Origin of the sequence: Pseudarthrobacter sp. NPDC055928 (assembly GCF_042270935.1) — a bacterium.
Lineage (GTDB): Bacteria > Actinomycetota > Actinomycetes > Actinomycetales > Micrococcaceae > Arthrobacter.
Genome location: NZ_JBHJZH010000016.1, coordinates 1 through 24,091, shown reverse-complemented (window position 1 = coordinate 24,091; position 24,091 = coordinate 1). Strand labels below are relative to the sequence as shown.

Sequence of the window (24,091 nt, the reverse complement as noted above, 5' to 3'; positions counted from 1 at the left end):
GCAGATGGAACACGTAGAAGAGACCGTTGACGTCGCCGTACCGGTGCGGACCGCGTACAACCAGTGGACCCAGTTCGAATCCTTTCCGCAGTTCATGTCCGGTGTGGAGTCCGTAACCCAACTGACCGCCACCACCAATCACTGGGTTACCAAGGTAGGTGGTGTCCAGCGCGAATTCGACACCGAAATAGTTGACCAGGAGCCTGACGACCGGATCGCCTGGCGCAGCACCGACGGCAAGTCCCATGCTGGCATCATCAGGTTCACGCCGCTGGACGCCAATCACACGAAGGTCAAAGTCCATTTCGAATGGGCGCCGGAAACCGTCACTGAAAAGGCAGGCGCGGCACTGAAGATCGACGAGATGCAGGTCAAGGCGGACATGCGTAAGTTCAAGGACTTCATTGAATCGCGCGGCGCCGAAACCGGCGCCTGGCGCGGTGAAGTCAAGGACAGCGGCCCGACCGGGCAGATCTAAAACCGGAGGGTTCGCCCAATTCGCGGGAAGCGCGCGGGATCGCTGGATCGCTCCAGCGATCCCGTGCCCTTTCCCGCGAGTTCGGCGGCCGGGGCTGCGTTGGGCCCTCGCCACAGCTGGAAAAACGTCCACAGCTAGTCCCTACGCCCAATCCAAGGAACTGAAATGTACTTGTATAGATGTATACAAGTATGCTTAACGCGGAGGTCACCACATGGCAGATTCACCGTCCCGGAACACCGGGGCACACGTTGTCTACGCGGAGCTGAAGCGGCAGATCCTGAGCCTTGAGCTGAAGCCCGGGGCGCGCATCTACGAACCGGCAATGGCCGAGGCGCTGCAAGTGAGCCGTACGCCGCTCCGGGAGGCCATCCGCCGGCTCATTTCGGAGAACCTGCTGGAACAGCAACCAACCGGTGGTGTTCTGGTGCCGGCCCTGGATGAGGCGGCAATTTCCGAGCTGTACGAGGTGCGCGCGGCCATGGAATCGCTCATGGCGCGGCAGGCGTGCCTGAAGGCCACTACGGCGGACATCGAAGCCCTTCACGGCATTCTTGAGCGCAATGCGGCCATGGTGCATTTTGCCGATGAAGCCATGAAGCAGGGCATGTCGCTGCATTCAAAGATCGCCGATATTGCGGGGAACTCGTGGGCCCGGCGGTTCCATGACCAGATCTCCAGCCAGATGGAGCGGTACCGCCATTTCACCAACAGTACGCAGGAACGGCGGGACCAGGCGCTGGCACAGCATCGGATCCTGGTCGACGCGGTGGCCGCCGGCAAACCCGACAAAGCCGCCAAGCTAGCCTTCGACCACGTTATGGAGGCCAGGGACGCGGCCGTGCGTGCCCTCACAGGCAGCAGCCTCGTCATCACATGATCGGCGAACTCGGACGCCGCTCGGCCACAGCACTCCTCACGCATTCCGCCCTGATCCAGGCGGTCACCTTCCTGGTCCGTCCGGCCGCCACCTACCGGGCGCTCGAGCTGGACGTTCCCGGATTCGCGCTGGGTCTCCTCGCCGCCAGCTACGCGGTCTTTCCCCTGTTGCTCGCCGTCCCCACGGGCGGACTGGTGGACCGCCTGGGTGAGCGCCGGCTGATGGCGATCGGATCCGCCGTCGTTCTTGCCTGCTCTGCCTTCCTGCTGCTGTGGGGATCGTCCATCGTGACGCTGGTCATCGGAACCGCGTTCCTCGGTGCCGGCCAACTTGCCTGCGTAGTGGGGCAGCAGGCCGTGGTGGCCAACAACGCTGCCTCATCCAGGATGGACTCCGCCTTCGGCTACCTGACCTTCGCGGCATCGCTGGGACAAGCCTTGGGGCCGTTGGCGATTTCCCTGGTGGGAGGCGCCTCGGTGCGGCCCGATACGCAGGCGATCTTTTTCCTCTCCGCCTGCATGAGCCTGGTGCTTTTCGTGACCACATTCGGCGTTTCGGCCAAAGTCAGCGGGGGCAAAAGGAAGGCAGTGGTGGGCGATGGTGGCGGCGGCAAAGGCAGTGTTGTTGCGCTGCTGAGGACACCCGGCGTCGCACGCGCTCTGGCCACCAGCGCAACCGTCCTGGCCGTGGTGGACCTGACCATCGTCTACCTCCCGGCGCTCGGATCCGAACGCGGGCTCTCAGCGGCAACGGTGGGCCTGATGCTGACCACCCGGGCCGTGTTCTCCATGGTTTCCCGGCTCCTGCTGGGCCAGATGGCACGGAAGCTGGGGCGCATGCGGTTGTTGGTGTTCAGCCTGGCGTTGTCCACTCTCGCGCTTTCCGTGGCCGCAATTCCCATGCCGGTATGGCTGCTGTTTGTGGTCATGGCTGTGTTGGGGTTGGGCCTCGGCATCGGTCAGCCCCTCACCATGTCCTGGCTTTCAGCCCAGGCTCCGGCGGGGCAGCGGGGCCGGGCGCTGGCCCTTCGGCTTGCCGGCAACAGGGTAGGCCAGGTGGTGCTGCCCAGCGCCATCGGCGTAGTGGCGGCCGGGTTTGGCGCAGGAGGGGTGTTCCTGGCATCAGCAGTGGTGGTGGGCGGGACGCTCCTGCTGCTGCGCGGCGTGCGCCTGGACGATTAGACCCGTCCGGTCAGGATGGCGAACGCGTGTCGAACGCCCCAGCCGATTCCCGTAGAAGGCGTGCGACGGTGTCCACCGGCGTACTCGGTGACCGTCGCCGGTCGAACCGGCGCAGGACGATCCGTCGCGTTCCGAGCCCGGGGACGTCCAGGACGTCGACCCCGTCGTGGGCGACGCCACTCAACGCCAAAGTGGGCACGATCGCAATACCCTCGCCCGCAGCGACGAGCGCGAGTGCGGTGAGCGTTTCCTGGTATTGATGCACGGTTTCCATCTGGGCGCCCGTTGACTGGCGGAGCCGGCCGAGCACTGCAGAGTTGGCGGCTGTGGGTTCCACGCCGAGCCACGGAAGTGGCAGGCGGGCAAGGTCGATGTTCTCGGTGCTGAGCAGGGCGCCGGCGGGAACCACTAGCTTCCATGGCTCGTCCAGCAGGGGCTCCTCGGTCATTCCGGCGGAAAGCGAACGCTGTTCGGCCGTCGTGGAATCGAGCTCCACCACGACGGCGTCGAGCTGGCGCTGGCGGAGCAGCCGCATCAGGGCAGGGAAGTCGTCCTCGACGATCCTGATCTGCAATTGCGGGTACTGGGAGCGCCACTCGGGCAGGCGTGGGATCACCACCGTCCGAACGAAGCTGGTGAATCCGCCCACGCGCACGACCCCTGCGATCTGGGCCCCGCCTTCGATACGGGCGCGGGCGACGCTGAGTGCGCGTTCAATCTCCTCGCCGGCTTCCGCGACTGCCAGGCCGTCCGGTGTCAAAACTGAACCTTTGGGCGTGCGCACCACCATGGCGTGCCCCGTCTCGTCCTCCAATTTGTTGAGCTGCTGTGAGACGGCCGAGGCCGTGATTCCCAACTCGTCCGCCGCGGCGAGCACCCCGCCCGTACGGGCAACAGCAAGAAGAACGCGCAGCCTGCGCGGATCGATATCCATGTTAAGTAGTTCTAAACCACACCTTCAGTGAAATGCAATTGCTCTAAAGGCATTTCAAACTCATAATTGCTGTTAAAACCGGACGGGCCCGCGGAAAAATCCAGGCAACACCCTCTTCCCGGGCATCACCTCTGAAAGGACATCATGGAACTGCTGTGGGAAATCGCAGGTTGGTCGGGGGCAGTTCTGATCCTGTCGGCATACCTGTCTGTTTCCATGGGTTGGTTGAAGGCCGGCAAACGCTTCCAGATGGCCAACCTCATCGGTGCATGTGCCTTCATCGTCAATGGTGCGGTCCACGAAGCGTGGCCCTCAGTAGTCACGAACGTTGCCTGGTGCCTCATTTCCGCCGTCGCGATTCTTCGTATGCGTGCCACACGCGAGTCGCCGGTTGCTGCAGTTGAGGCCCCGCAGGTGCAGTTTCCCGGCGTCCCTGACACCACCGGCCAGATCGCTGTTGTCGAGGCAATTACGTCTGCCGTTCACGGCGACGCCGCGGGACGGGTGGCTGAGTGCCAGGCCAGCCGGCGTGACGCGCGGGCAGCACTGCCCACTGCGTGGACGTCCTGAATTCGCCCAGTTCGCGGGAAAGGCGCGAGATCGTGGGATCGTTCCCGCGATCTCGCACCTTTCCCGCGAGTTCGACGGCGGGTACGGGTGCTCATGCCGGGGGTTCTCCCTTAGAGGCGGAGTTCCATAAAGACGCTGTTCGTATCCAGGACGTAATCGGCGAAAGGAGGGCACTCGGTGAAACCGTTACGCGTATACAGGCGCCGCGCCGGAGCAAAGTAGTCCTCGGTTCCGGTCTCAAGGTAGAGGCGTTCGAGATTTCGGGCACGGGCGTCGTCGAGGATGTGCCGGAGCATGAGCGTGGCCACGCCCCGCCCCCGTGCGTTTGCCGTGGTGCGCATGGACTTGATCTCGCCGTGTGTGGGGGACCCCGGCGGGGAATCCAGGACCTTGAGCGCGCCACACCCCAGCAGGCCGCCGGCCTCCCGGGCCGTCCAAAACGTGATTGACGGCGCGGACAGCGCCGAGTGGTCTAGTGCGTGGACGCTTTCAACCGGCGAGGTGGCGAACATGTCAGCCAGGTGTTCGCTCAGGAGCTGATGGACATCGTGGCGTGCGGGGTCATCCCGGTCAATCGAAATCACGCTCTCCAATTTACCGTTTCCGTACTCGGCGTCGTCCGCCTACAACCTTGCTAGTAAGAAGTGCTGCCAACGCGAACCGAGGAACGCGCGGGGAACGGCCGCGACCTACCTTTAAGCGAGAAATCGGAAAGGAGGTGAGAGCAATGGCAGACCACTATGCCTCAGGAACCTGGCAGGTGAAGCAGGGCAGCGATCAGGAGTTCATAGACCGATGGACGGAGTTCCTTCAGTGGTCCCGGGCGAACTACCCGTCGATCCTCGTGGCGAACCTCATTCGTGACCGACGTGTTGCCGGGCACTATGTTTCGTTCGCGGAGTGGACCGACGAGGCGTCCCGGGACGCATGGAAGCAGAACCCGGAGTTCATGACCCACTTTGATGCCTGCGTGGCGCTGTGCGAACACATGAGCGGCGCTGATTTCGATCGGGTAGCGACTGTGTAATCCATCTGCTTATTGCCTGATCACCGAGCGCGGTCCGGCCGCCGACAGCGTCAGCCGGACCGCCCGCGCGGGCCAATGCGGCCTGCAGTGGGCGGTTTCGGTCATGTCAGGCTCCAGTCTCTTGCACGATCACACCGGTTGCGGGACGATCCGAATGTACGGCTTGGGCTCCTTCCAATCGCCAAATATCCCGAGGGCCTCGCTGTTCGGCACGGAGCCGGCGATGATGACTTCCTCGCCTTGCTTCCAGTTGACCGGCGTCGCCACCCGGTGCTTCGCAGTGAGCTGAAGCGAGTCGACAACACGAAGCACTTCATCGAAGTTGCGTCCGGTTGTCATGGGGTACACGAGGATCAGCTTGATCTTTTTGTCCGGCCCAATGACGAACACGTTGCGGACGGTCTGGTTGTCCGCGGGCGTGCGGCTCTTTGCGTCCCCGGACGTGGCCGCCGGGAGCATGCCGTAAAGCTTCGCCACGGTGTAGTCGTCGTCGCCGATCACGGGGTAATTGGGGCGTGCCCCCTGCGTCTCTTCGATATCGGCGGCCCACCGCTCGTGATCAGCTGCCGAGTCCACGGACAGGCCGATGATCTTGACTCCGCGTCGGTCGAACTCGGGCTTGATCTTGGCCATGTAGCCGAGCTCGGTCGTGCAGACCGGGGTGAAGTCCTTAGGGTGCGAGAACAGCACTCCCCATGAGTCTCCGAGCCAGTCATGGAAGCGGATATCGCCGACAGTCGTCTTGGCGGAGAAATCGGGTGCGATCTCACCGAGTTGCAGTCCCATCATGTCCTCCTGGTCGTTGTGATGTGATGACGGAACCAATTGGTTCGCGTCACTTCTGACGGTAAGGCGACCCTGTTCCCCGACCGTTCCCCCCAGCTACCATGAGGGCGTGGAGAAGTGCGCCGTCCTCATGCTGGGCGCGTTCGGTGTCGTGATTGACAGCCGGCCGGTTCAGGACGACGCGTGGAAACGGACCAAGGCGGCCGGGCTCGTTAAGGTCCTCGCCCTCGCAGAAGGGCACCGACTGCATAGGGACGTGGTCGCCGATCTGCTCTGGCCAGACCTCAGCGCGCAGGCTGCCGCTTCGAATCTTCGCAAAGCTATGCATTTCGCGCGCGCCGCCCTCGGCTCGCCAGACTCCGTTCAGGCGCACGGCGACCTGCTGGTGCTGCTGCCAGGCGTGGATGTTTCCATTGACGCGGAGCGGTTCGAAAAGGACGGGCTCGCCGCGCTTGCCTCATCGGCAGGGGTGGATGAAGCGCTAGCCCTGTATCGAGGCGACCTGCTTCCCGATGATCGATTTGCCGTGTGGGCCGAGGACCCCCGCGATCGGCTGCGCACGCTGTACCTGCGCTTGCTCAAGGCCGCGGCTCGATGGGACGACGTGGTCAAGGCCGACCCAACGGACGAGGAAGCCCACCGCGCGATCATGGTTCGGGCGCTCGGCGCGGGCGATCGCCAGGGCGCGATCCGCCAGTTCGAGCGACTGTGTCGTCGGTTGCGCGCCGACTTGGGCGTCGGCCCAGGGGCGGCGACCGTCGCGGTCTACGAGGAGGCCATCGCCCAGGACAGCCGACGCGCGGAGAATCGCACGCGGGTCACGTTGGCGCGAGCACTCATCGCCCTCAATAGTGGCGACCTCGTCGAAGCCACATCATACGCACGGCGTGCACGCGAGCTGGCCATGGAAGCGGACTTGGGCCGAGAGATCGGCGAGGCCAGCGCAGTGTTGGCGATCGCGGCGAACATGCAGGACCGTTGGCCCGAAGTGTTCGAGGCCGAGTTCGTGGAGTTCACCCAGCACGACTCCGCGCGCTCCGGCTACATTCTTGACGCACAGTTGTGCCTTGCCGAGTTCTGCCTGAGCGGGCCGGACGGGCACGGGAGAATTGCGCGGCGAATAGCGCGCCTGCGCACGATCGCCGAACGAGCAGGCTCGGTGCGCGGCCTGGCCATCGCAGACCTGTTGCTGGGGGAGGCGGCACTCTTCTCCGGTGAGCTCGGCGAGGCGCGCAGTCTTCTCCAGTCCGCACTCGAGTTGCACCGGCGGGCTGGTGCACCGGCCGGCGAGATCGTGACACTGCAACGACTGGCTGAGGTTGACCTCGCGCAGGATCGGCCCGAGGAGGCCGCCCGGGCAGCCAGTCGCGCTCTGGGTGCCGCTGCGTCCACGTGGCTCGAGCCGCATCTCGTCGTACGCCTGTACGGGGTGCTCGCTGAGGCTGCCAGATCTCCGGCGCAAGCGGTCCGCATCATTGAGCGAGCCGACGCGGCACTGGCCGGGAGGAGCGTCTGTCCGCCGTGCTCGATGGGTTATCAAGTGGCCGCGGCGACGCATTACGCACTGGCCGGGAAGCTGGACGCAGCCCGCCGCCGGCTCGCCAACGCGGAGCAGCTCGCAGGCATGTGGCCTGGCGGACCATGGCACGCCGCCCTCTGGGAAGCACGAGCCGTCCTACGCCGCGCAGAGGGTCACGATGATCAAGCCATCGCCCTGTTTTGGGAGGCGGCAGCTAGTTTTGCCGAGCTCGGCAGGCGCCAGGACGAGCAGCGCTGCCTAGCCCGAGCAGCACAAAGAACGCCAAAGGCGACCGGAAAGCCTTTGGCTGGATAGTTCCGGAGAGCTTCGTTCCTCAACTGCTGAGGTCCCAGTGCACCCGGATGGCCTCGGCAATGGGGCCGGCGGTGACATCGACGCGGAACGCGACGGGCGCTGTCCCCGTTTCCTCGATCACCGAGTCACGGTACACGCGGCCGCAGGAGGGGCACAGGGTGTAGAGGTCCTCATCGGATGGCCATTCCGCCAACCCGGCAGGGACCGGGGTGTCGTCGACGTTGTGGACGGGGATGCCTTCTGAGTTGGCTTGGATCAGCCCGTCCTTGCTGACGGTGTTGCCGCACACGCAGGTGATGGTGGTGACATCATGACCGGTCACGTCGGCGGTTTCCGCGTCCATGGTGACCTCCCCGGTGATGGAAGAGATGTTGTGTAATCAGCTTATGCCTGCTGATCCTTGGCGTCGCCGGTGCTTGTAAATCCCCGTTGTGGTGGGCGCCCAACAGGGCCACCATGATGCTATGAACGCTGAAACATCGAAGGCGTCGGAGCTGAACCTCCCGCAGGCCTTCCTCCTTCTGGCAACGAACGACGTCACCGGCAAACCAGATATTCCGGTGTTCGCACTCAGGACCACCCTGGCCGGCGCAATCCTGGCCGAATTGGACCTGATCGACGCGATCGAACTGCAGGGCAAGCAGGTCAAAGCTACGGGCGCCTCCCCGGAAACGGATCTCCAGCACGAACTGGAACTCATCCGTGGCAAATCCCGGCCCCACACCCCCAAACGGTGGGTCTCCATGCTCGAGGGCCGCGCCGAAGTGCAGCGCATCTACGAGGGGATGGCTTCACGGGGCATCGTGGAACATGTGGGCGAACGACACCTGGGCCTGTTCCGGGCCGTGCGCTACCCGGAGAAGGATCATGCCCCGGAGGCGGCGCTCCTGGAAAAGATCCGCGCCGCCCTCAGCGGCCCGCCGTCCAACCTTGAGGTGCCTGACACTTCAACCGACGCCGGAACGGCCGTTGCGGGCACGGCCGTTGCGGGCACGGCCGACGCCGGGACCTCCGACGCAAGGACCGCCGACGCCGGCCCGGCCGATGCCACGGCGGCTGAGTCCACGAAGCCCGGGGACGGTGCCCCTGCTGCCAAACCTGGCTCCGAAGCGCCCGATGCCAGGACCACGGCACTGATCGCCCTGCTTCAGGCTTCCGGGCTGCTCGTCAAGCTCTTTCCGGAAGCGGACCTGACGCGGGCGAATGAGCTGTCGTGGGACTACTGGCCGACCCGCGCGGTGGAGGACGAGCTCCGGATGATCCGCATTGCGGAGCAAGAAGCCGCCAACTTGTGATGCCGCTGCGCCGGGCCTGATCAGATGAGGCCGAGCTCGGCGAAAGCGGCAACGAGCCCTTCCTCCCGGGGAGGCGCGGCGGTGCGATCGGCGAGTGCCACAAGCTCCGGGAGTGATCCTTCGATGGCGACGCCGACCCCTGCGTAGGCGATCATCTCCAGGTCATTTGCGCCGTCGCCGATCGCAACCGTGTCTTCCCGGGCAATGCCCAGATGGGCGATAACGGCTGCGACGCCGTCGGCCTTGCTGATCCCGTGCTGGTACAGTTCCCCCGCGTGCCTGCCGTCGTCGGCCACCGAATTGGCGACCACCGCGATGGCCCCGCCGATTTCACCAACCAGATGCTCCATGGCAACGGGGGAGTCAAAGACGGAGACCTTGGCGAACGGTACGGCGGCCAGGTCCGAGGTGGGCCGCACGGCCCGCATGATGTCGGACGAACCCACCGGGCCCTCGGGTGACTGCTCGAAATGGGCGTCCAGGATCACCTGCAAGCGTTGCATCGCCGCCGGTGGTGCGTACAGGGCCTCCTGCGCCTCCAGGACATACACGGCGTCGTGCGCGTCGAGCGCCCGGACAGTGCGGGCCGCAAGATCAGCCGGAAACAGCCTGTCCAGGAGCACAGTCCCGCCTACCTCGGCGTAGGCACCGGCGCTGGCCACCAGGCCGTCGAAGCCGGCGGCGAGAATGCTCTTGGGCAACATTGACACTGGACGCCCTGTGCATAAAAAGACCCGATGACCGGCCTTCCGTGCCGCCCGGACTGCGCGCACGTGCCCCTCGGGAACCACGCCATAGTCCGCATAAGTGCCGTCAACATCGAGGAAGACAGCCCGGACAGTTCCAGTGGTGCTCGGCGTTACGCTCATGGTTCCGGATCTTACACACCGGCAACATCCCCTCGTAACAGTCGCCCTCGGCCGGGTTAGACTCGCCTCCATGGGGGAACACAGCACGTCAGGGGAACGCAAGGAAAAGTCAGCCCGGGTCTCGGCGGCCGTCCTGCCCGTGGCGGGCCTCGTCGCGTTAGTGGTGGGTTGCCTCGTCGCCTGGAGCAACGCGAATGTCAGCTTCGGCTGGTTCGCTTACGCGCCGCTGAGTGACCAGCTCTTCATGGGGAGCGGTGTGGCAATCGTTAGCCAAGGGACACAGATCGGCTTGGCGGTGGCAGCCACCGGCCTGCTCATCCTGGCGTTCTGGGCCGGGTACAGAATCGGCAGAAGAGCTAGCCCCAAGCCGACCAGCAATAAAGCCGTTCCGTAATTGGTGATGATCCCGGCAGATCCGTAACCGACGCCTCCCGTTCACCGCCCCGAAACCGTTGTGGCCACGCCCGTTCTCCCGCAGCAGGAAGTCTTTTCACGCACCACTGCCCAGCGCCCCCATCGCCTGGGCGATGAATCGACTCAGCTGTACCAAGGAGAACCCCGTGTTCCTGAAAAGCGCCGTCACCGCCCTCGTGGCCCTTACCTCCCTGACCGGAATCGCAGCCCCGCCTGCCGCGAACGCGGCCCACGCGCCGTCGTCCGTGGTCCTCGGACAGCCGCTGCCCGCCGCCCACGCCCACAACGACTATGAGCACGACCGCCCACTGTTCGATGCCCTCGAGCACGGCTTCACCAGCGTTGAGGCAGACGTGTGGCTCGTCGACGGCGAACTGCTCGTCGCCCACGACCTCGAGGATGCCACGCCCGGAGTAACGCTCGAGAGCCTCTACCTCGATCCGCTGGACGAGCTGGTTCGGAACCAGGGCCACAGCGTTTACCCCCACTGGGACGGCAGCTTCCAGCTCCTGATCGACATCAAGAGCGAAGGGGAGGCCACCTACGCCGCAATCGAGCAGGAACTGGCCGAGCACCGAAGCATCATGAGCCGCTACAGCAACGGAACCACCAAATCCGGGCCCGTCACTGCCGTCATCAGCGGAAACCGTCCCCTGGCCACCATGGAGGCACAGGACAAGCGGTTCGGCTTTTACGACGGACGCTCCGCCGACCTCACCTCCGGAAAGCCTGCCGAACTCATGCCGCTGGTCAGTGACAACTGGACCAAGCTTTTCAGCTGGCAGGGCGTTGGCCCCATGCCCGAGGCCGAACGCGCCAAGCTCCAGGCATATGTGGCAGAGGCACACATTCAGGGCTACCGCGTCCGTTTCTGGGCCACCCCGGACCAGCCCGGCGCCGCCCGAGACGCTGTCTGGAACGAACTCTTCGACGCCGGCGTGGACCACATCAACACCGACGACCTTGAGGCGCTGGAACAGTTCCTCACCGCCCGCACGGCCTGACAGCCCCGCAACAGAGAATAGGAATAGCTCCATGCCTTCAAAGACCCTGAGAACGACGACGGCGGCAGCCGCCCTGGCGCTCGGCCTCCTTGCGCCGCTGCCCGCCAACGCGTCCAACCACACCTCCGACAACGAAGCGTTCACCTTTGGCGTCATCGGCGATATCCCCTACGGCGACGCCGAAATCGCCAAGTTCCCGTCCCGCATCCAGGACATCAACGCCGACAGCGCGCTGAAGTTCGTCACCCACGTGGGCGACATCAAGAACGGCTCCTCGGTCTGCTCCGACGAGTACTTCGCCAGCATCCGCTCCCAGTTCGATACCTTCGGGCACCCATTGGTCTTCACCCCGGGCGACAACGAGTGGGTGGACTGTCACCGCACCAACAACGGCGCCTACAACCCGCTGGAACGGCTGAGCAAGCTGCGTGAGGTCTTCTTCGACGAGCCCGGCAAGACCCTCGGGGAGACGATGCCGGTCCAGACCCAGGAGAACCTGGGTCTGCCGGAAAACGTCCGCTTCGTCCAGAACCGCGTGGCCTTCTCCGTGCTGAACATCCAGGGCAGCAACAACTCGCTGCTGCCGTGGAGCGGACTGGGCGAGACCGCGCCGACTCCGGAGCAGTTGGCCGAAGTTGAGCACCGGACGGATGCCGTCCTGGACCAGATACACAGCACCTTCGCCGACGCCGATCGCCGCAACGACCGAGCGGTGGTGCTTATGACCCAGGCCGACATGTTCGATCCTTCGCAGCTCGCCGCGGCCTCTGCCAACCCCGAAACGGTCTCCGGGTTCCGCGAAATTGTGGCGGCTATCATCGACGAAACCAATCGCTTCGACCGGCCGGTCTACCTCATCAACGGCGACAGCCACGTCTTCGCCGAGAACCAGCCGCTGGCGGATGGCTCGCCGTGGCTGGACATCTACGGCCAGCCCGCCGCGGATGACCTGCAGCGCATCACCGTGGACGGATCGGCCAACGCCACCAACTACGTCAGGTTCACGGTGGGCGGCAACGGCGGCGAGGCCGGCAGCGTCCTGAACTGGGAAAAGGTCCCCTTCACCCAGTAGGCACCCAACCGAAGCGAACGACGGCGGGAACCTCCCGCCGTCGTTCCCTTGCGTGAGTGCCCCTGAAGGTTCAGCATGAGAACATCCTGCGCCGCCCGCCATGCGGCCGGCTACGCGCAGAGTCAGCGCCACACCGGAAGCCGCGGCGAAGGAGACACGGATGAGCAACTCACGAATTGCCGAGGCGATCTCGTCAGCCAAGGCGTACCTGGCCGCACACCCTGACGAGGCGCGTTATCGCGACTCGGTTGCCTCCGCCGTGGTGGAGGACGGCCTTCGGGTTCGCGTAACCGGTGCCGACGGTTCGTCCCTTGTCACAGACATGGTGGCGGGGGTCGGAGGAACTGCATCAGCGCCCTCGCCCGGGTGGCTCTTCCGTGCCGCGTACGCTTCCTGTGCAGCCACACTGATCGCGATGCGCGCTGCCGAGCAAGGGGTGGTCTTGTCTTCCTTGGAGGTGGAGGTGGACGGCGAATCCGATGACCGGGGCATTCTAGGCATCGCCGAGGACGTGCCGGCCGGCCCGGTCAGCATGAAGGTCGCCGTTCGAGCGGTATCGCCCCAAGACGAAGGAACGGTGCGGGAAGTCATCGCGTGGGGGCTGGACCATTGCCCCGTAGATGATGCGGTCCGGCGGCCCGTCCCGGTAGAGCTCGACGTCCACGTAGACAGACCATAACCGGGCCTGGACCCAAAACCCCTGCAATGGCATTCTTTCGGGAAACCGGTATCAATGCATCTGGAATTGGCCGCCTAGACCAGGATTTTTGTTGTAAATTTTAGCAATGGAATTGAGACGAAATGGCACCGCTACCCTGATGGACGTGGCCCGAGTGGCAGGGGTCTCGCGTTCCACTGCGGCACGTGCCCTGGGGGGATATGGGGCAGTGAGCCCGGAACTCCAAGCGATGGTGTCTGCGGCAGCCGAAGCCCTTGGTTACCGGAGCAATGCGCTGGCCAGGAGTGTCAGTTCGGGCCGTTCGCACACCATTGGGGTTGTGGTGAGCGATATCGAAAATCCACATTTCGCCCGGGCTGTGCGGGGCATGACCGATGCTGCGAAGGCGGCAGGCTTCGATGTCATCCTCGCAAACACGGATGAGAATATCGACGCAGAACGCGCGGCAGTCCAGGTGTTCCTGGACAAGCGCGTGGACGGCCTGATCGTGGCGTCGACCAGCCGGAGCGACTCCGGGCACCTGCTGGATGTTGTGGGCATGGGGCGGCCTTTGGTGCTCTTCGACCGGCGTCCCGACAACGTGGACTCCGATTGGGTTGGGACTGATTGCTACGCGGACGCCAAGACCGTCATGGAATACCTGATCAGCAAGGGGCACCGGAATATTGCCTTCCTTTCGGCCACCACCAAGACTCCCGAGGAGCTGGAGGCGGGACACCCCCTCCCTATCTCAACCATTGCGGACAGGGTCCGCGCCGTGCGGGAGTCTGCCAGGGCCGCGGGCGTGCGCTATGAGTTCATTTCCGACGCCATGTCACCACAAAAGACCCACGTGATTGTTGCCTCCTTGCTCAACCGCCGGGACAGGCCCAGTGCCATCATCGCTTCCTACAGCAAGCTGGCACTCCCGGCCTTCCAGGCAATTCGCGCGGCGGGGTTGACCGTTCCGGAGGACATTTCGCTCGTATGCCTTGACGATGCGGACTGGATGACGGTCAGTTGCCCGGAAGTCCACGCCATTTCCAATCCTGCCTATGAGATGGGGATGAAGGCCGCGGAGGTACTGCTGGGCCGTATCGACGGTTCGGGCCCTGAGTTCAAGGACCACCTGCTCCCGGCAACGTTCACTCAGCGCGCTTCCGTTTCCGACCTCGCAGGAGTGGCGGTCACGCCCATCGCGTAGCCCCTCCAGCGTCCCTCTTCAGGGCCCGAGACCCTTGGTTTCGGGCCCTTTCTTGCGCTCTGTACCTGGCATCGTGAGGGCGCCGGCGGCGCCCGGCGGTCCGGCCCTAAAGAAAAACAATTGCTGGAGATACCGGTGTCTCATAGCATAGACGAATTGCGGGAGACCGGTGTCCTACCTTGGACTGCGCTATACGTAATCTGAGCGAAACAACATTGAAACCATTGACAATTACTGTTTACTTCAGAAATACTTTCGTTGCATGAAGTGATACGGATCACTCATCGGCGCAGACTTTTTCCAGGCAGGAGCTGTACGAATGAATGAACAGACAAAGTTGTGGGGCGGCCGTTTCGAGGGCACGTCCAGCCCGGAACTCGCCCGCTTTTCGCGGGCTGATCCCCGGTACTTCCGCATGGCACCGTACGATCTGCACGGTTCACGGGCCCATGTCCGGGAGCTCAACCGCTCCGGCCTCATCGGTGATGCTGAGCTGGGGAAGTTCCTGGACACGATTGATGACCTGGCAAGGGACATCGAGCGTGACCGCGTGCGCCCCCAGGAAGCGGACGAAGACGTCCACACCTTCCTTGAACGCCTCCTCATCGAGCGCATGGGACCGGTGGGCGGCAAGATCCGCGCCGGACGCTCACGCAACGACCAGGCTGCCAACGACCTCAGGCTCTACATGCGGGACAAAGTCCGGCGGGTCAGTGAACTGCTGATCGAACTGGCGGAGTCCCTGGCCGGGCAGGCCGACCAGCACCTGAACACGCCCGTCCCCGGCTTTACGCATCTTCAGTCCGCACAGCCGGTGGTCTTTGGCCACCAGATCCTGGCTCACGCACAGCCCCTGATCCGGGACCTTGAGCGCTTCCAGGACTGGGACCGCAGGGCAGCTGTTTCGCCCCTTGGAGCCGCGGCCCTGGCCGGTTCAACCTTTGCTCTCAACCCCGAAATCGCAGCAAGGGAACAAGGCTACGAAACCAGTGCAGAAAACTCGATCGACGCCGTGGGAAGCCGCGACGCCGCCATTGAATTCCTCTTCGTCTGTTCCCTGACGCTGATCGACATTTCGCGTTTGTGCGAGGAGATCATCTCCTGGGCCTCCCAGCAGTTCCGCTGGATCACCATGGATGACGCCTACTGCACGGGCAGTTCCATCATGCCGCAAAAGAAGAACCCGGACATCGCCGAGTTGGCCCGCGGCAAGGCAGGGCGCGTCCTTGGGGACCTCATGGGACTCATGGCAACCGTCAAATCCCTGCCGCTGGCCTACAACCGGGACCTCGCGGAGGATAAGAACGCCGTCATCGACGCCGTTGACACCCTGGAAGTTGCGCTTCCGGCGCTGTCGGGCCTGGTCCGGACCTTCACCGTCAATGTCCAGGAAGTCCGACGGCAGGCGACAGCCGGCTACACGCTCGCCACCGAAGTTGCCGACTGGCTCGCCAGGCAGGGGATCCCCTTCAGCGAGGCACACGAAGTTTCCGGCTCCCTTGTGCGCTTCTGCGAAAGCCGGGGACTGGACTACGACGACCTCAGCGATGAGCAACTGGCCTCGGTGGATCGCCGCCTGACCCCCGATATCAGGAACGTCCTGACTCTCGAAGCGGCACTCGATGCCCATTCAGGGTTTGGTGGAACGTCACCCAAGCGAGTGGCCGAACAACTGACGCGGCTGCGGGCAAGGCTGGACCAGATGAAGACCTGGGCTGCCGACTACAACGGCCTGCGGGTCAGGCCGGACCACGAGGGCTGAACCATGGGCCCTATCAGCGCAGATGCACGCGGCGCAGCAGATACCCTCCACGATCAGGAAAAAGCCATGAACACTCAAACTGAGCCCAGCGTCACCGACGCTGCTTCGGTCGACTTGAAAATTGTCCCCCGGCGGCACGTGGGGCGGTGGGTTGGCGCCGCAGCGGTGGTGCTCCTCCTCGTCTGGTTGGGAGTCTCCTTCTCCCGCGCCAAGATCGACTGGCCCACGGTCCAGGAATACCTGACAGTCCCCGTGCTGATCCAAGGCATCGGTGTGGCCCTTCTCCTCACCGCAGTGGCCATGGCCCTTGGCCTGATCCTGGGCGTGGTCACCGCCGTGATGCGCCTGTCCAAGAATCCTGTGGTCTCCGGTGTGGCCTGGCTGTATATCTGGGTCTTCCGCGGCACCCCGGTCTACCTACAGCTCCTTATGTGGTTCAACCTTGCGCTGATCTTCCCAGTGATCGGCATCCCGGGACTTTACTCGGGCCGCATGATTGATGTGCTCACACCCTTTGTCGCAGCGTCCATCGGCCTCGGTCTGAACCAGGGCGCCTACACGTCCGAAGTGGTCCGCGGCGGCATCCTCTCCGTTGACGAGGGCCAGACGGAAGCAGCCCAGGCCGTGGGCATGACACGCCTGCAGGCTATGCGCCGCATCGTGCTGCCCCAGGCGATGCGGGTCATCATCCCGCCCGTGGGCAACGAAGTGATCGGCATGCTGAAGACCACCTCGCTGGCCTCCGCCATCGGCGTGAGCGAAATCCTCTCCGAAGCCCAGCACATCTACTACGTCAACAACCGGATCATGGAACTGCTCATCGTCTGTGCCGTCTGGTACTTGGGCGCGGTATCCATCCTCAGCATCGGCCAGTACTACCTTGAACGATTCTTCGCCAAGGGTTCCTCCAGCCGGCAATTGCCGCTGACTCCCTTCCAGCATCTGAAAAGCATCTTCGGCACCAACAGGAAGGCACTCTCATGACCACGAACGTTCTGGTCCGCGCCGAAAACGTCCACAAGAGCTTCGGCCTGAATGAAGTGCTGAAGGGCATCAACCTTGACGTCAACGCCGGAGAGGTGGTCTGCCTCCTGGGAGCCTCCGGTTCCGGAAAGAGCACATTCCTCCGCTGCATCAACCACCTTGAGACGCTCTCCAACGGGCGCATTTGGGTGGGTGAGAAAGTGGTGGGGTACCGCCAGGACGGTAACCGCCTCTATGAACTTTCAGACAAAGAGGCGGCCAGGCAGCGGCGGTCCATCGGCATGGTTTTCCAGCGGTTCAACCTCTTCCCCCATATGACAGTGCTGGAGAACATCATCGAAGGGCCGGTGCTCGTCAACAAGGTCAAGCCCGCAGAGGCCAAGCGGCATGCTTCGGAACTCCTTGCCCGGGTGGGCTTGGAAGGACGCGAGTCGTCCTACCCCCGTCAGCTGTCAGGCGGACAGCAGCAGCGCGTTGCCATCGCGAGGGCGTTGGCCATGAAGCCGGAACTGATCCTCTTTGACGAGCCGACGTCGGCGCTGGACCCCGAACTGGTGGGTGAGGTGCTGGACGTGATGAAGGACCTCGCCAAGTCTGGCCTCACCATGATCGTGGTCACCCACGAGATCGGATTCGCCAAAGAAGTGGCGGACCGCGTCGCCTTTATGCACGGTGGCGAAATCGTAGAGCTCGGCCCGCCCGCCGACGTCCTTGGAAATCCCCAGCACGAGCGGACCAAAGCCTTCCTTTCCCGCGTTTTCTAAGTTCACCATCCCCAAGATTTTCTTGACTCACCATCCCCAACGAACTGGAGCCATCATGAAGCACTTCACCAATGCCGCACGCATCGCGGCTCTGACCGCCGTCACGGCCTTTGGCCTCACAGCATGCGTGGGCGGCGCAGAGACTGCCACCGAGGCAGCCGCAGGCACGACCGGCCTGCCCCAGGCAATCAAAGACGCCGGAAAGATCCGGATCGGCCTGTCTCCCGACTTCCCGCCCATGGAGTTCCGGGACAGCGACAAGAAACTCTCCGGCGTCGACATCGAACTGCAGCAGAAGCTTGGCGAGGTCCTCGGTGTCGAGATCGAAGTGGTCGAGTCGCCTTTCGACCAACTGATCAACTCCGTCCAGACAGGCCGCGTTGACCTGGTGATGTCCGGCATCTCCGACACCCTGGAACGGCAGAAGACCGCCGACTTCGTGGACTACTTCAAATCCCAGGGCCGCCTCTACACCTCCGGCGCCCGTGCGGGAGAGTTCACTCAGCAAACGGATATTTGCGGCAAGAAGCTGGCAGTCAGTGGCAAGACCGATTACTTTGAGCAGGTCAAGACCCTCAGCAAGACCGTCTGCACGGACAAGGGCCTTCCTGAGCTGGGTATCCTCCCCACGGACTCCGGAGCTGCAGCCCGCCTCCAGATCGAGCAGGGCCGAGTGGACCTTGCAGCGCAGGGCGGCGAAAACCTGGCCTACTTTGCCAAGACTGAACCCGGAAAATACGCTTCCGTCCTGGACCCGCTGCCGGCCAAGCCGTTCGGCGTCCTCATGAAGAAGGGCGACACCCAACTGGCCAACGCCGTGAAAGACGCGTTCACCGAGATCGTTGACAATGGCGAGTACCAGAAGATCCTCGACAAGTGGGGCCTGGGCTACGGTGCCATGACCCCCGAGGTCAACGGCGTCAAGTGAACCGAGACGCAGCAGTGAAGGCTGGGGCGGCGGTGTGGCCGGAAGGCAAACGCAGCGCCGTCGCCCTGGCCTTCGACCTTGACGGTCCCACCGGCGATGCCATGCTCAAAGGCGCCATCTGGGACCGGCCGGAGTACTTCAGCCAAGGCGCCTACGGGGCGTGGCGGGCCGTGGACAGGATCCTCGGGCTGTTGAAAACGCACGAAATAGCGGCGACTTTCTTCACTCCTGCCTGGGTGGTGGAGACGTGGCCGGAGCAGTGCCGGCGCATCGTTGAGCAGGGCCACGAAATGGCCCACCACGGCTACAAGCACGAAAAGTATTGGGACCTCAGCCCGGTGGAGCAGCGGCACGTCATCGAAACCAGCCAACGCATCTTCCAGGATGTCCTGGGCACCACGGCGGTCGGCTTCCGGACACCATCGGGGGACTGGCGCCCCGAGACCCCGGCCTTGCTCGAGGAGATGGGTTTCCTCTACTCCAGTTCCATGCGCGGAGACGACCGCCCGTACTTCCACACCGGCGGGAAGCTCGTTGAGATCCCTGCCCGGTCCGACATGGACGACTACGCCTCGCTTGCTTACACCACCAACCCGGACTGGCCCTCGGGCGGTGATCGGATAGCCAGCTATGACCTCACGCTGGACAACTGGACCAGGGAGTTCGACGGCTATCACGCCGAAGGCCTGTGCCTGTCCACCATCTTCCACCCCAAAGTGGTGGGCAAACCCGGCCGGGCAGTACTGCTGGACCGCTGGATCCGGCACGCGAAAGATGCCGACGACGTCTGGTTCAGCACATGCGCCGACATCGCCACGTGGTGGCAGCAGACCAAGGAGCCTCAGACGTGACTATCACTCAAACCCAGGGACGGTGGCCCGAGGGTAAAAAGTGCGCCTTCGTAGTCACGGTCGGGTTTGAGGCGGAACTGTCCGTACTCGCTGCGGCGCCTGACGCCGTCGACCGCGCCAAGAGCCTGTCGGTGGGACAGTACGGGGGAACGCGGGGAGTGGACCGCCTGCTGGCTGAACTGGACCGCACAGGCACCAAAGCGAGCTGGTTCGTTCCCGGCGCCAACCTCGCGAGCTACCCCCGGCAGCTCGAGGCAGTCGCCGGGGCAGGGCACGAGTTCGGCAACATGGGCTGGCAGCTCGAAGACATGGGCAGCCAATCCCTCGCCGAACAGGTGGACAGTATCGGTCGCGCCCAGGACGCCTTCCAGTCCCGCCTCGGGCTGCGTCCGGAGGGATTCCGCGCAGGACGCGGGTCCTACGCGCCCGGGCTGACTGACGAGCTGCTTACCCAGCGATTCACGTGGTCCTCGTCTTGGCACGGCGACGACCTGCCCCACTTCCACGCAGGATCTGCGGCCGCATTGGTGGAAGTGCCCCGCCACCACGAACTGGACGACTACCCCTACTTCGTCTTCAACCTGGACCCACCCATCCCCGCGGGAAGTCCACGGATTGCCTCCAGCCGGGAAGTGCTGCGGAACTGGATCCTGGAATTCGACGCCTACCGTGCAGAAGGGTTGTGCTTCGTCCTGACCCTCCACCCGGAAATCATCGCCACCCCCGGGCGGATCGGAATGCTGCGCGAGTTCATGGACCATGTAGCCGCCCACGACGACATATGGCACGCCACCGGCGGCGATGTGGCCCAGTGGTGGCGGCGGAGCGCCAAACCCAATCCTGCAGACCACCCCGCCGAGATATTCCACGCACTTACCCGCGAAGGCAGGCCAGCATGACCAACGACCCCACAGCTTCAGAGCGGATTGCAGGTTTCCTCACGGCGCTGCGGCCAGCAGACATCCCCACCGATGTCCGGCACAGGGCCAAGATCCACATCCTTGACACTCTTGGTGCCGGAATTGCAGGAGCCTCCTCACGGGAAGTGGACATCAGCCGAACAGCGCTCGGAGCTGTCTATGGAACTCCCGCCCCCGGCTCAGGGGCACCGCTTTGGGGGACACCCGCCGAACTGCCCGCGCTCGGGGCGGCGTTCGTCAACGGCATCGCCTGCCACGCCTTCGAACTGGACGACTCCGGCGGGTGCGACCATTCCGGTGCTGTTGTGCTGCCCGCGGCGCTTGCGGCAGCGTCGCTGCCCATGGCCGGTTCCCGCGGAGGAACCGTCGGCGGAACAGCCGACGGCGGACCGCACGTTGGCGGCGCCAGTCTCCTCCACGCCGTCATCGGTGGATATGAAGTGGCCCGCCGCGTCCAGGACGCTCTGGGTGGCTACGACTCCGTCAACAATGCGGGCTGGCATTCCACCGGCGTGTGCGGAACATTCGGAGCCGCAGTGGCGTCCGGCGTGATCCTTGGCCTGGACACCGAACAGATGGTTTCTGCCATTGGCCTGGCCGGGTCCTTCACCGGCGGCACCTGGTCATTCATCGGTGACGGTGCAATGTCTAAGCGCATGCACGTGGGCCGCGCTGCCGAAGCAGGCCTGAACAGCGCACTTCTCGCCAGGTCCGGGTTCACCGGACCGCGGGACCTGTTCGCCGCCCCGTGGGGCAGCTTCCTGCGCCTCTACGGCCGGCAAGAGGACATAGACCAATCCCGCCTGTTCGAAACACTCGGTGAGGAATGGCAGATTGAACGGGCATCCATCAAGCCCTACGCCACCTGCCGCAGCACCCACGCCGCCATCGATGTCATCCTGGATCTGCGGGAGCAGCGCGGCATCTCTGCTGAGTCGGTCCGCACCATCACCGTCCACACCAGCGCGCTCATCGCCGACATGTGCGGCAAGGCCGACGTGGGCTCCTTGGTTTCGGCTCAGTTGAGCATGCAGTTCGCCCTCGCCACGGCCCTCCTGCACGGGGGAGTCGGCCTGGCTGAAGTGGCCGAACAGGGCAGGACTGACCCCCGGATCCTCGAACTCATGGAACGGATCCACTTGGTGGTGGACCCCCAGCAGCAGGGCGGTTCAGCGGAACCGCGGATCGAGGTGCAGACGGAGTCCGGCACCATCGTTGTCCAGGCCGTCCGGGCTAAGGGTGCCTCCACCAACAGGCTCAGCGACGACGAAACCATAAGTAAGTTCATGGGCCTCGCCACCACCAGGCTGCCGGAGACGGCGGCACTCAGCGTGGTGGAGAACGTCATGGAACTCGAATCCAGCCACGACATAGGCCCGCTCCTTCGGCTGCTCACCGTGAATTCCGAACCGGCGCTCCTGAGGTAATAGGGAAACGGAAACCAGGGTCCTGCGCAATCACGTGAGCAGGTTGGCACCAGACGGAAAGGTACCACGGCGGGAACGCTCCCGCCGTCGTCCGCTCGCCCGGGTGACTCTCGGCTCAGTCCGTTTCCGGTCCTTCGCAGAAGTGGCAGCCGTCTTCACAGCCCTCCTGTGCTGACACTTGGCTAGAAGCTGTCAATGGAGGCTCCCGCGGCAGAGAGGACATACTGGGGCCTGCGGGACCCGAACTGGCTCGCCACCAAGGTCCACGTCACCAACTCGCCGCCGCTCGGCGGCATGATGCTCCCCTCGGCGAGGAGTTGCGCATCTGCCTCCTGGCCGGCCGGCGCCCACCATCCGTTCAGCGGGCAATGCTCGCCGGTCCGCGCCTCGCGGCCTTTCCGGGAACTCTTGCTGGGGAACTGCCGGTGCGGGATACGTTTCTTCATCGCTGCTTCTTCGCTCTGCGGGATTTTAGTGGGCTGACACCAGACGGGTAAATGTGGTGTGGATCCCAGTATCTAACTGCATAGCATTTAAGAAAAAGCGATGTTTTCCGCACAATATTCATCGCAATTAGTGATGAATAGTTTTACGTTTCGGGGCGTCCCGCGTCGGCAGGTTCGGTCCGGAACTTTATCAGCTTGTGGGTCCCGTCGCAGTACGGTTTGATCGCTGAGGCTCCGCAGCGGCAGAGCGCCACCGTCCGGCGCTGCCTGGGAACGGGTTCCCCTGTTGGCGTGAGGATCTCGAAGTCCCCGCGGACCAGCAGCGGTCCGTCCGGGCAGACCACGATCGACCCTTCTGCTGGTTCGTGGTTCATGTGCTCCTGATCTTCTGTAGTCATGCCGCGGCGGGCAATTTGGTGCGCAGCGATGACCGGCCGTTTTCCCAAGCGTCCACAACGTGGTGGGTGAGCAAGGTGTCCAGGGCGAGGGCCGCCGTCGCGCCGAACAAGACGTCGGGGAGCAGGTCCGGGTCCGCTTCCACCAGGCCTCCGGCCAGATCCCGCCCGGCAATCTGCTCGTGGACGGCGTCTGCTTCGACGTGCTCATCGAAGTACGCTGTCGCTGCGGCATCGAAGTTATGCCGGCGGAAACCGTTCCCGTAGAGCTGGTTGGGCCGGGAGGACGTCATCTCATAGATCGCCAGGTGACCGGCGATGGCACCGCGCAGCCGGCGGTTCAGCCCGAAGAGGGACATCATGTTCACTGATGCCAGGGCAAGGGCCGGAACCGTGTTGACGTAGGCGCCATAGCGGTCATCGAGCCCGAGGGCACGCATGGTCCTGGCAAAGAGGGCGCTGTGCATCCGGTCCGCGCGGCCGCCGCCGTATTCGTCCGCCTGGATTTCCACCAGGGCCGCCTTCGCACGGCCGGCGAGGCGGGGAATGGCCCACGTGTGCGGGTCCGCTTCCTTGAGTTGGTAGATGGATTTCTGAATGAGGAATTCCTTGAGCTGGGAAAGTGTGGCCCTCTTCGCCACATACTTCGACATGCTGGGCCCCGTGTCCGACGCCGCGAGGTTAAACAGGACCGTGGCCACGCCGTCGCTGATCGGAACCGCCCCGGGAACCTGCGGAATGTCGGGAACCGCAGCTTTGGCTGCAGTCCTCAGTCCCTGTTCGAACGGCTTCTCCAGAAGCCGGCGGACGGCGATCATGCCGGGGTGCCATTCCCAACTGTCATCCACGCCGTCCAGCCCGCTGTAATGCAGCTCGTACAGGCAGAACAAGGCCAGCTGGAGGTCGTCGTCCTCGATAACGTCTTGAGCCTCGGCCAGTTGTGAGGTCACAAGTGCGTGGAGGTCGGCCAGGCCGGCGGGGGTATCAACGGGCTGGCCGGCGAGGATCGCGAGCAGGGCGGCGCTGATCGGCCCCCGCTGTTCGGGGATGTGCATGGTACTCCTACTGAATCTTCGGCCCGGGGCGGGCCCCTCTAAGGACGTTTCTAGGATCAGAACCGGTTGCGGTTGCGGGGATTCGCGGCCGGGTTCTGCTTGGCCCGGCGGGCGCGCATGATGCGGCTGATGATGGTGGGGAGCAGGGCAAGCAAAAGCTTCTTCATGGAGTTTCCTTCGTCGAACGGGGGGGAGGTGAAAAGCAGACAGGCCGGCGCCGCCGGGGGAGGCGGGTTGCCGGCCTGTCTGCTGGGTGGTGGTTAGGGGTTTTGGACGTGGTCCTTGGCCTCTGTTGCTTTGTCTTTGACGTCGGCGGCGGCGTATTGGCCTTCGGTTTTGACGTGTTCGGCGGC

General features: G+C 64.1%; 27 protein-coding genes. 19 read left to right on the top strand and 8 right to left on the bottom strand.

Features of this window, described 5'->3' with window-relative positions:
• Positions 1 to 4: 4 nt before the first annotated feature.
• The 3 genes from ACFC25_RS18110 to ACFC25_RS18100 all read left to right on the top strand — a co-directional run bounded on the left by ACFC25_RS18110 (position 5) and on the right by ACFC25_RS18100 (position 2,539).
• Positions 5 to 478, top strand: coding sequence for an SRPBCC family protein (locus ACFC25_RS18110; RefSeq protein WP_376047689.1), 474 nt, complete (start codon positions 5 to 7; stop codon positions 476 to 478).
• A 214-nt stretch (positions 479 to 692) separates the two neighbouring features.
• Positions 693 to 1,358: a GntR family transcriptional regulator gene (locus tag ACFC25_RS18105; protein WP_376047686.1), complete on the top strand. Its 666-nt coding sequence runs from the start codon at positions 693 to 695 to the stop codon at positions 1,356 to 1,358.
• Positions 1,355 to 2,539 carry an MFS transporter gene (locus tag ACFC25_RS18100; RefSeq protein WP_376047683.1) on the top strand — a complete coding sequence of 395 codons (1,185 nt, stop codon included), beginning with the start codon at positions 1,355 to 1,357 and terminating at the stop codon, positions 2,537 to 2,539. The genes ACFC25_RS18105 and ACFC25_RS18100 overlap by 4 nt, the downstream gene beginning before the upstream one ends.
• Positions 2,540 to 2,549: 10 nt before the next feature.
• On the opposite strand, the gene ACFC25_RS18095 is transcribed toward ACFC25_RS18100, so the two are convergent.
• Positions 2,550 to 3,473 carry a LysR family transcriptional regulator gene (locus ACFC25_RS18095; RefSeq protein ID WP_376047680.1) on the bottom strand — a complete coding sequence of 308 codons (924 nt, stop codon included), beginning with the start codon at positions 3,471 to 3,473 and terminating at the stop codon, positions 2,550 to 2,552.
• 144 nt (positions 3,474 to 3,617) lie between these two features.
• On the opposite strand from ACFC25_RS18095, the gene ACFC25_RS18090 reads away from it, so the two are divergent.
• Positions 3,618 to 4,043: a hypothetical protein gene (locus ACFC25_RS18090; protein WP_376047677.1), complete on the top strand. Its 426-nt coding sequence runs from the start codon at positions 3,618 to 3,620 to the stop codon at positions 4,041 to 4,043.
• Positions 4,044 to 4,153: 110 nt separating this feature from the next.
• Here the strand turns inward: ACFC25_RS18090 and ACFC25_RS18085 are convergent, their stop codons facing one another.
• On the bottom strand, positions 4,154 to 4,627 hold the full coding sequence (locus ACFC25_RS18085; RefSeq protein WP_376047674.1) for a GNAT family N-acetyltransferase: 474 nt from the start codon (positions 4,625 to 4,627) through the stop codon (positions 4,154 to 4,156).
• Positions 4,628 to 4,770: 143 nt separating this feature from the next.
• Between ACFC25_RS18085 and ACFC25_RS18080 the strand changes: the two genes are divergently transcribed.
• On the top strand, positions 4,771 to 5,070 hold the full coding sequence (locus ACFC25_RS18080) for an antibiotic biosynthesis monooxygenase family protein (protein ID WP_337348785.1): 300 nt from the start codon (positions 4,771 to 4,773) through the stop codon (positions 5,068 to 5,070).
• Between the two features lie 129 nt (positions 5,071 to 5,199).
• On the opposite strand, the gene ACFC25_RS18075 is transcribed toward ACFC25_RS18080, so the two are convergent.
• Entirely contained in the window at positions 5,200 to 5,856 is a 657-nt protein-coding gene (locus ACFC25_RS18075; RefSeq protein ID WP_376047670.1) for a peroxiredoxin, read from the bottom strand.
• A gap of 109 nt (positions 5,857 to 5,965) precedes the next feature.
• On the opposite strand from ACFC25_RS18075, the gene ACFC25_RS18070 reads away from it, so the two are divergent.
• Positions 5,966 to 7,690 carry a BTAD domain-containing putative transcriptional regulator gene (locus ACFC25_RS18070; RefSeq protein WP_376047667.1) on the top strand — a complete coding sequence of 575 codons (1,725 nt, stop codon included), beginning with the start codon at positions 5,966 to 5,968 and terminating at the stop codon, positions 7,688 to 7,690.
• 19 nt (positions 7,691 to 7,709) lie between these two features.
• Here ACFC25_RS18070 and ACFC25_RS18065 read toward each other — a convergent pair whose 3' ends face one another.
• Complete coding sequence (locus tag ACFC25_RS18065) at positions 7,710 to 8,033, bottom strand: hypothetical protein (protein WP_376047664.1); 324 nt, start codon at positions 8,031 to 8,033, stop codon at positions 7,710 to 7,712.
• 121 nt (positions 8,034 to 8,154) lie between these two features.
• Here ACFC25_RS18065 and ACFC25_RS18060 point away from each other — a divergent pair, with 121 nt between their 5' ends.
• Complete coding sequence (locus tag ACFC25_RS18060; protein WP_376047661.1) at positions 8,155 to 8,985, top strand: GPP34 family phosphoprotein; 831 nt, start codon at positions 8,155 to 8,157, stop codon at positions 8,983 to 8,985.
• Between the two features lie 20 nt (positions 8,986 to 9,005).
• Here the strand turns inward: ACFC25_RS18060 and ACFC25_RS18055 are convergent, their stop codons facing one another.
• Positions 9,006 to 9,854 (bottom strand): HAD hydrolase family protein, encoded by an 849-nt coding sequence (locus ACFC25_RS18055; protein ID WP_376047658.1) that lies wholly within the window; start codon positions 9,852 to 9,854, stop codon positions 9,006 to 9,008.
• Between the two features lie 70 nt (positions 9,855 to 9,924).
• On the opposite strand from ACFC25_RS18055, the gene ACFC25_RS18050 reads away from it, so the two are divergent.
• From ACFC25_RS18050 to ACFC25_RS17995, 12 genes are all read left to right on the top strand, one after another.
• The gene (locus ACFC25_RS18050) at positions 9,925 to 10,248 is read left to right on the top strand and encodes a hypothetical protein (RefSeq protein ID WP_376047656.1); all 324 of its coding nucleotides are present in this window, start codon (positions 9,925 to 9,927) and stop codon (positions 10,246 to 10,248) included.
• A gap of 166 nt (positions 10,249 to 10,414) precedes the next feature.
• The gene (locus ACFC25_RS18045) at positions 10,415 to 11,272 is read left to right on the top strand and encodes a phosphatidylinositol-specific phospholipase C/glycerophosphodiester phosphodiesterase family protein (protein ID WP_376047653.1); all 858 of its coding nucleotides are present in this window, start codon (positions 10,415 to 10,417) and stop codon (positions 11,270 to 11,272) included.
• 31 nt (positions 11,273 to 11,303) lie between these two features.
• Entirely contained in the window at positions 11,304 to 12,344 is a 1,041-nt protein-coding gene (locus ACFC25_RS18040; RefSeq protein ID WP_376047650.1) for a hypothetical protein, read from the top strand.
• A gap of 160 nt (positions 12,345 to 12,504) precedes the next feature.
• Positions 12,505 to 13,023, top strand: a complete 519-nt coding sequence (locus tag ACFC25_RS18035) for an OsmC family protein (RefSeq protein WP_376047648.1) — start codon at positions 12,505 to 12,507, stop codon at positions 13,021 to 13,023.
• A 106-nt stretch (positions 13,024 to 13,129) separates the two neighbouring features.
• Positions 13,130 to 14,206: a LacI family DNA-binding transcriptional regulator gene (locus tag ACFC25_RS18030; protein WP_376047645.1), complete on the top strand. Its 1,077-nt coding sequence runs from the start codon at positions 13,130 to 13,132 to the stop codon at positions 14,204 to 14,206.
• 319 nt (positions 14,207 to 14,525) lie between these two features.
• On the top strand, positions 14,526 to 15,968 hold the full coding sequence (gene argH / locus ACFC25_RS18025; protein WP_337348796.1) for an argininosuccinate lyase: 1,443 nt from the start codon (positions 14,526 to 14,528) through the stop codon (positions 15,966 to 15,968).
• 66 nt (positions 15,969 to 16,034) lie between these two features.
• On the top strand, positions 16,035 to 16,952 hold the full coding sequence (locus tag ACFC25_RS18020; RefSeq protein ID WP_337348797.1) for an amino acid ABC transporter permease: 918 nt from the start codon (positions 16,035 to 16,037) through the stop codon (positions 16,950 to 16,952).
• Entirely contained in the window at positions 16,949 to 17,716 is a 768-nt protein-coding gene (locus tag ACFC25_RS18015) for an amino acid ABC transporter ATP-binding protein (protein WP_337348798.1), read from the top strand. The genes ACFC25_RS18020 and ACFC25_RS18015 overlap by 4 nt, the downstream gene beginning before the upstream one ends.
• 55 nt (positions 17,717 to 17,771) lie before the next feature.
• Positions 17,772 to 18,644, top strand: a complete 873-nt coding sequence (locus ACFC25_RS18010) for an ABC transporter substrate-binding protein (RefSeq protein WP_376047640.1) — start codon at positions 17,772 to 17,774, stop codon at positions 18,642 to 18,644.
• Positions 18,641 to 19,495 carry a polysaccharide deacetylase gene (locus ACFC25_RS18005; RefSeq protein WP_376047638.1) on the top strand — a complete coding sequence of 285 codons (855 nt, stop codon included), beginning with the start codon at positions 18,641 to 18,643 and terminating at the stop codon, positions 19,493 to 19,495. The genes ACFC25_RS18010 and ACFC25_RS18005 overlap by 4 nt, the downstream gene beginning before the upstream one ends.
• The gene (locus ACFC25_RS18000) at positions 19,492 to 20,394 is read left to right on the top strand and encodes a polysaccharide deacetylase (RefSeq protein ID WP_376047635.1); all 903 of its coding nucleotides are present in this window, start codon (positions 19,492 to 19,494) and stop codon (positions 20,392 to 20,394) included. The genes ACFC25_RS18005 and ACFC25_RS18000 overlap by 4 nt, the downstream gene beginning before the upstream one ends.
• On the top strand, positions 20,391 to 21,842 hold the full coding sequence (locus tag ACFC25_RS17995) for an MmgE/PrpD family protein (protein WP_376047633.1): 1,452 nt from the start codon (positions 20,391 to 20,393) through the stop codon (positions 21,840 to 21,842). Before ACFC25_RS18000 ends, ACFC25_RS17995 begins: the two co-directional genes overlap by 4 nt.
• 182 nt (positions 21,843 to 22,024) lie before the next feature.
• On the opposite strand, the gene ACFC25_RS17990 is transcribed toward ACFC25_RS17995, so the two are convergent.
• The 3 genes from ACFC25_RS17990 to ACFC25_RS17980 form a co-directional block, all read right to left on the bottom strand.
• The gene (locus tag ACFC25_RS17990; RefSeq protein WP_376047630.1) at positions 22,025 to 22,288 is read right to left on the bottom strand and encodes a hypothetical protein; all 264 of its coding nucleotides are present in this window, start codon (positions 22,286 to 22,288) and stop codon (positions 22,025 to 22,027) included.
• Between the two features lie 143 nt (positions 22,289 to 22,431).
• Complete coding sequence (locus ACFC25_RS17985; RefSeq protein ID WP_337348804.1) at positions 22,432 to 22,662, bottom strand: CDGSH iron-sulfur domain-containing protein; 231 nt, start codon at positions 22,660 to 22,662, stop codon at positions 22,432 to 22,434.
• A gap of 20 nt (positions 22,663 to 22,682) precedes the next feature.
• Entirely contained in the window at positions 22,683 to 23,738 is a 1,056-nt protein-coding gene (locus ACFC25_RS17980) for an iron-containing redox enzyme family protein (RefSeq protein ID WP_376047627.1), read from the bottom strand.
• Between the last annotated feature and the right edge of the window lie 353 nt (positions 23,739 to 24,091).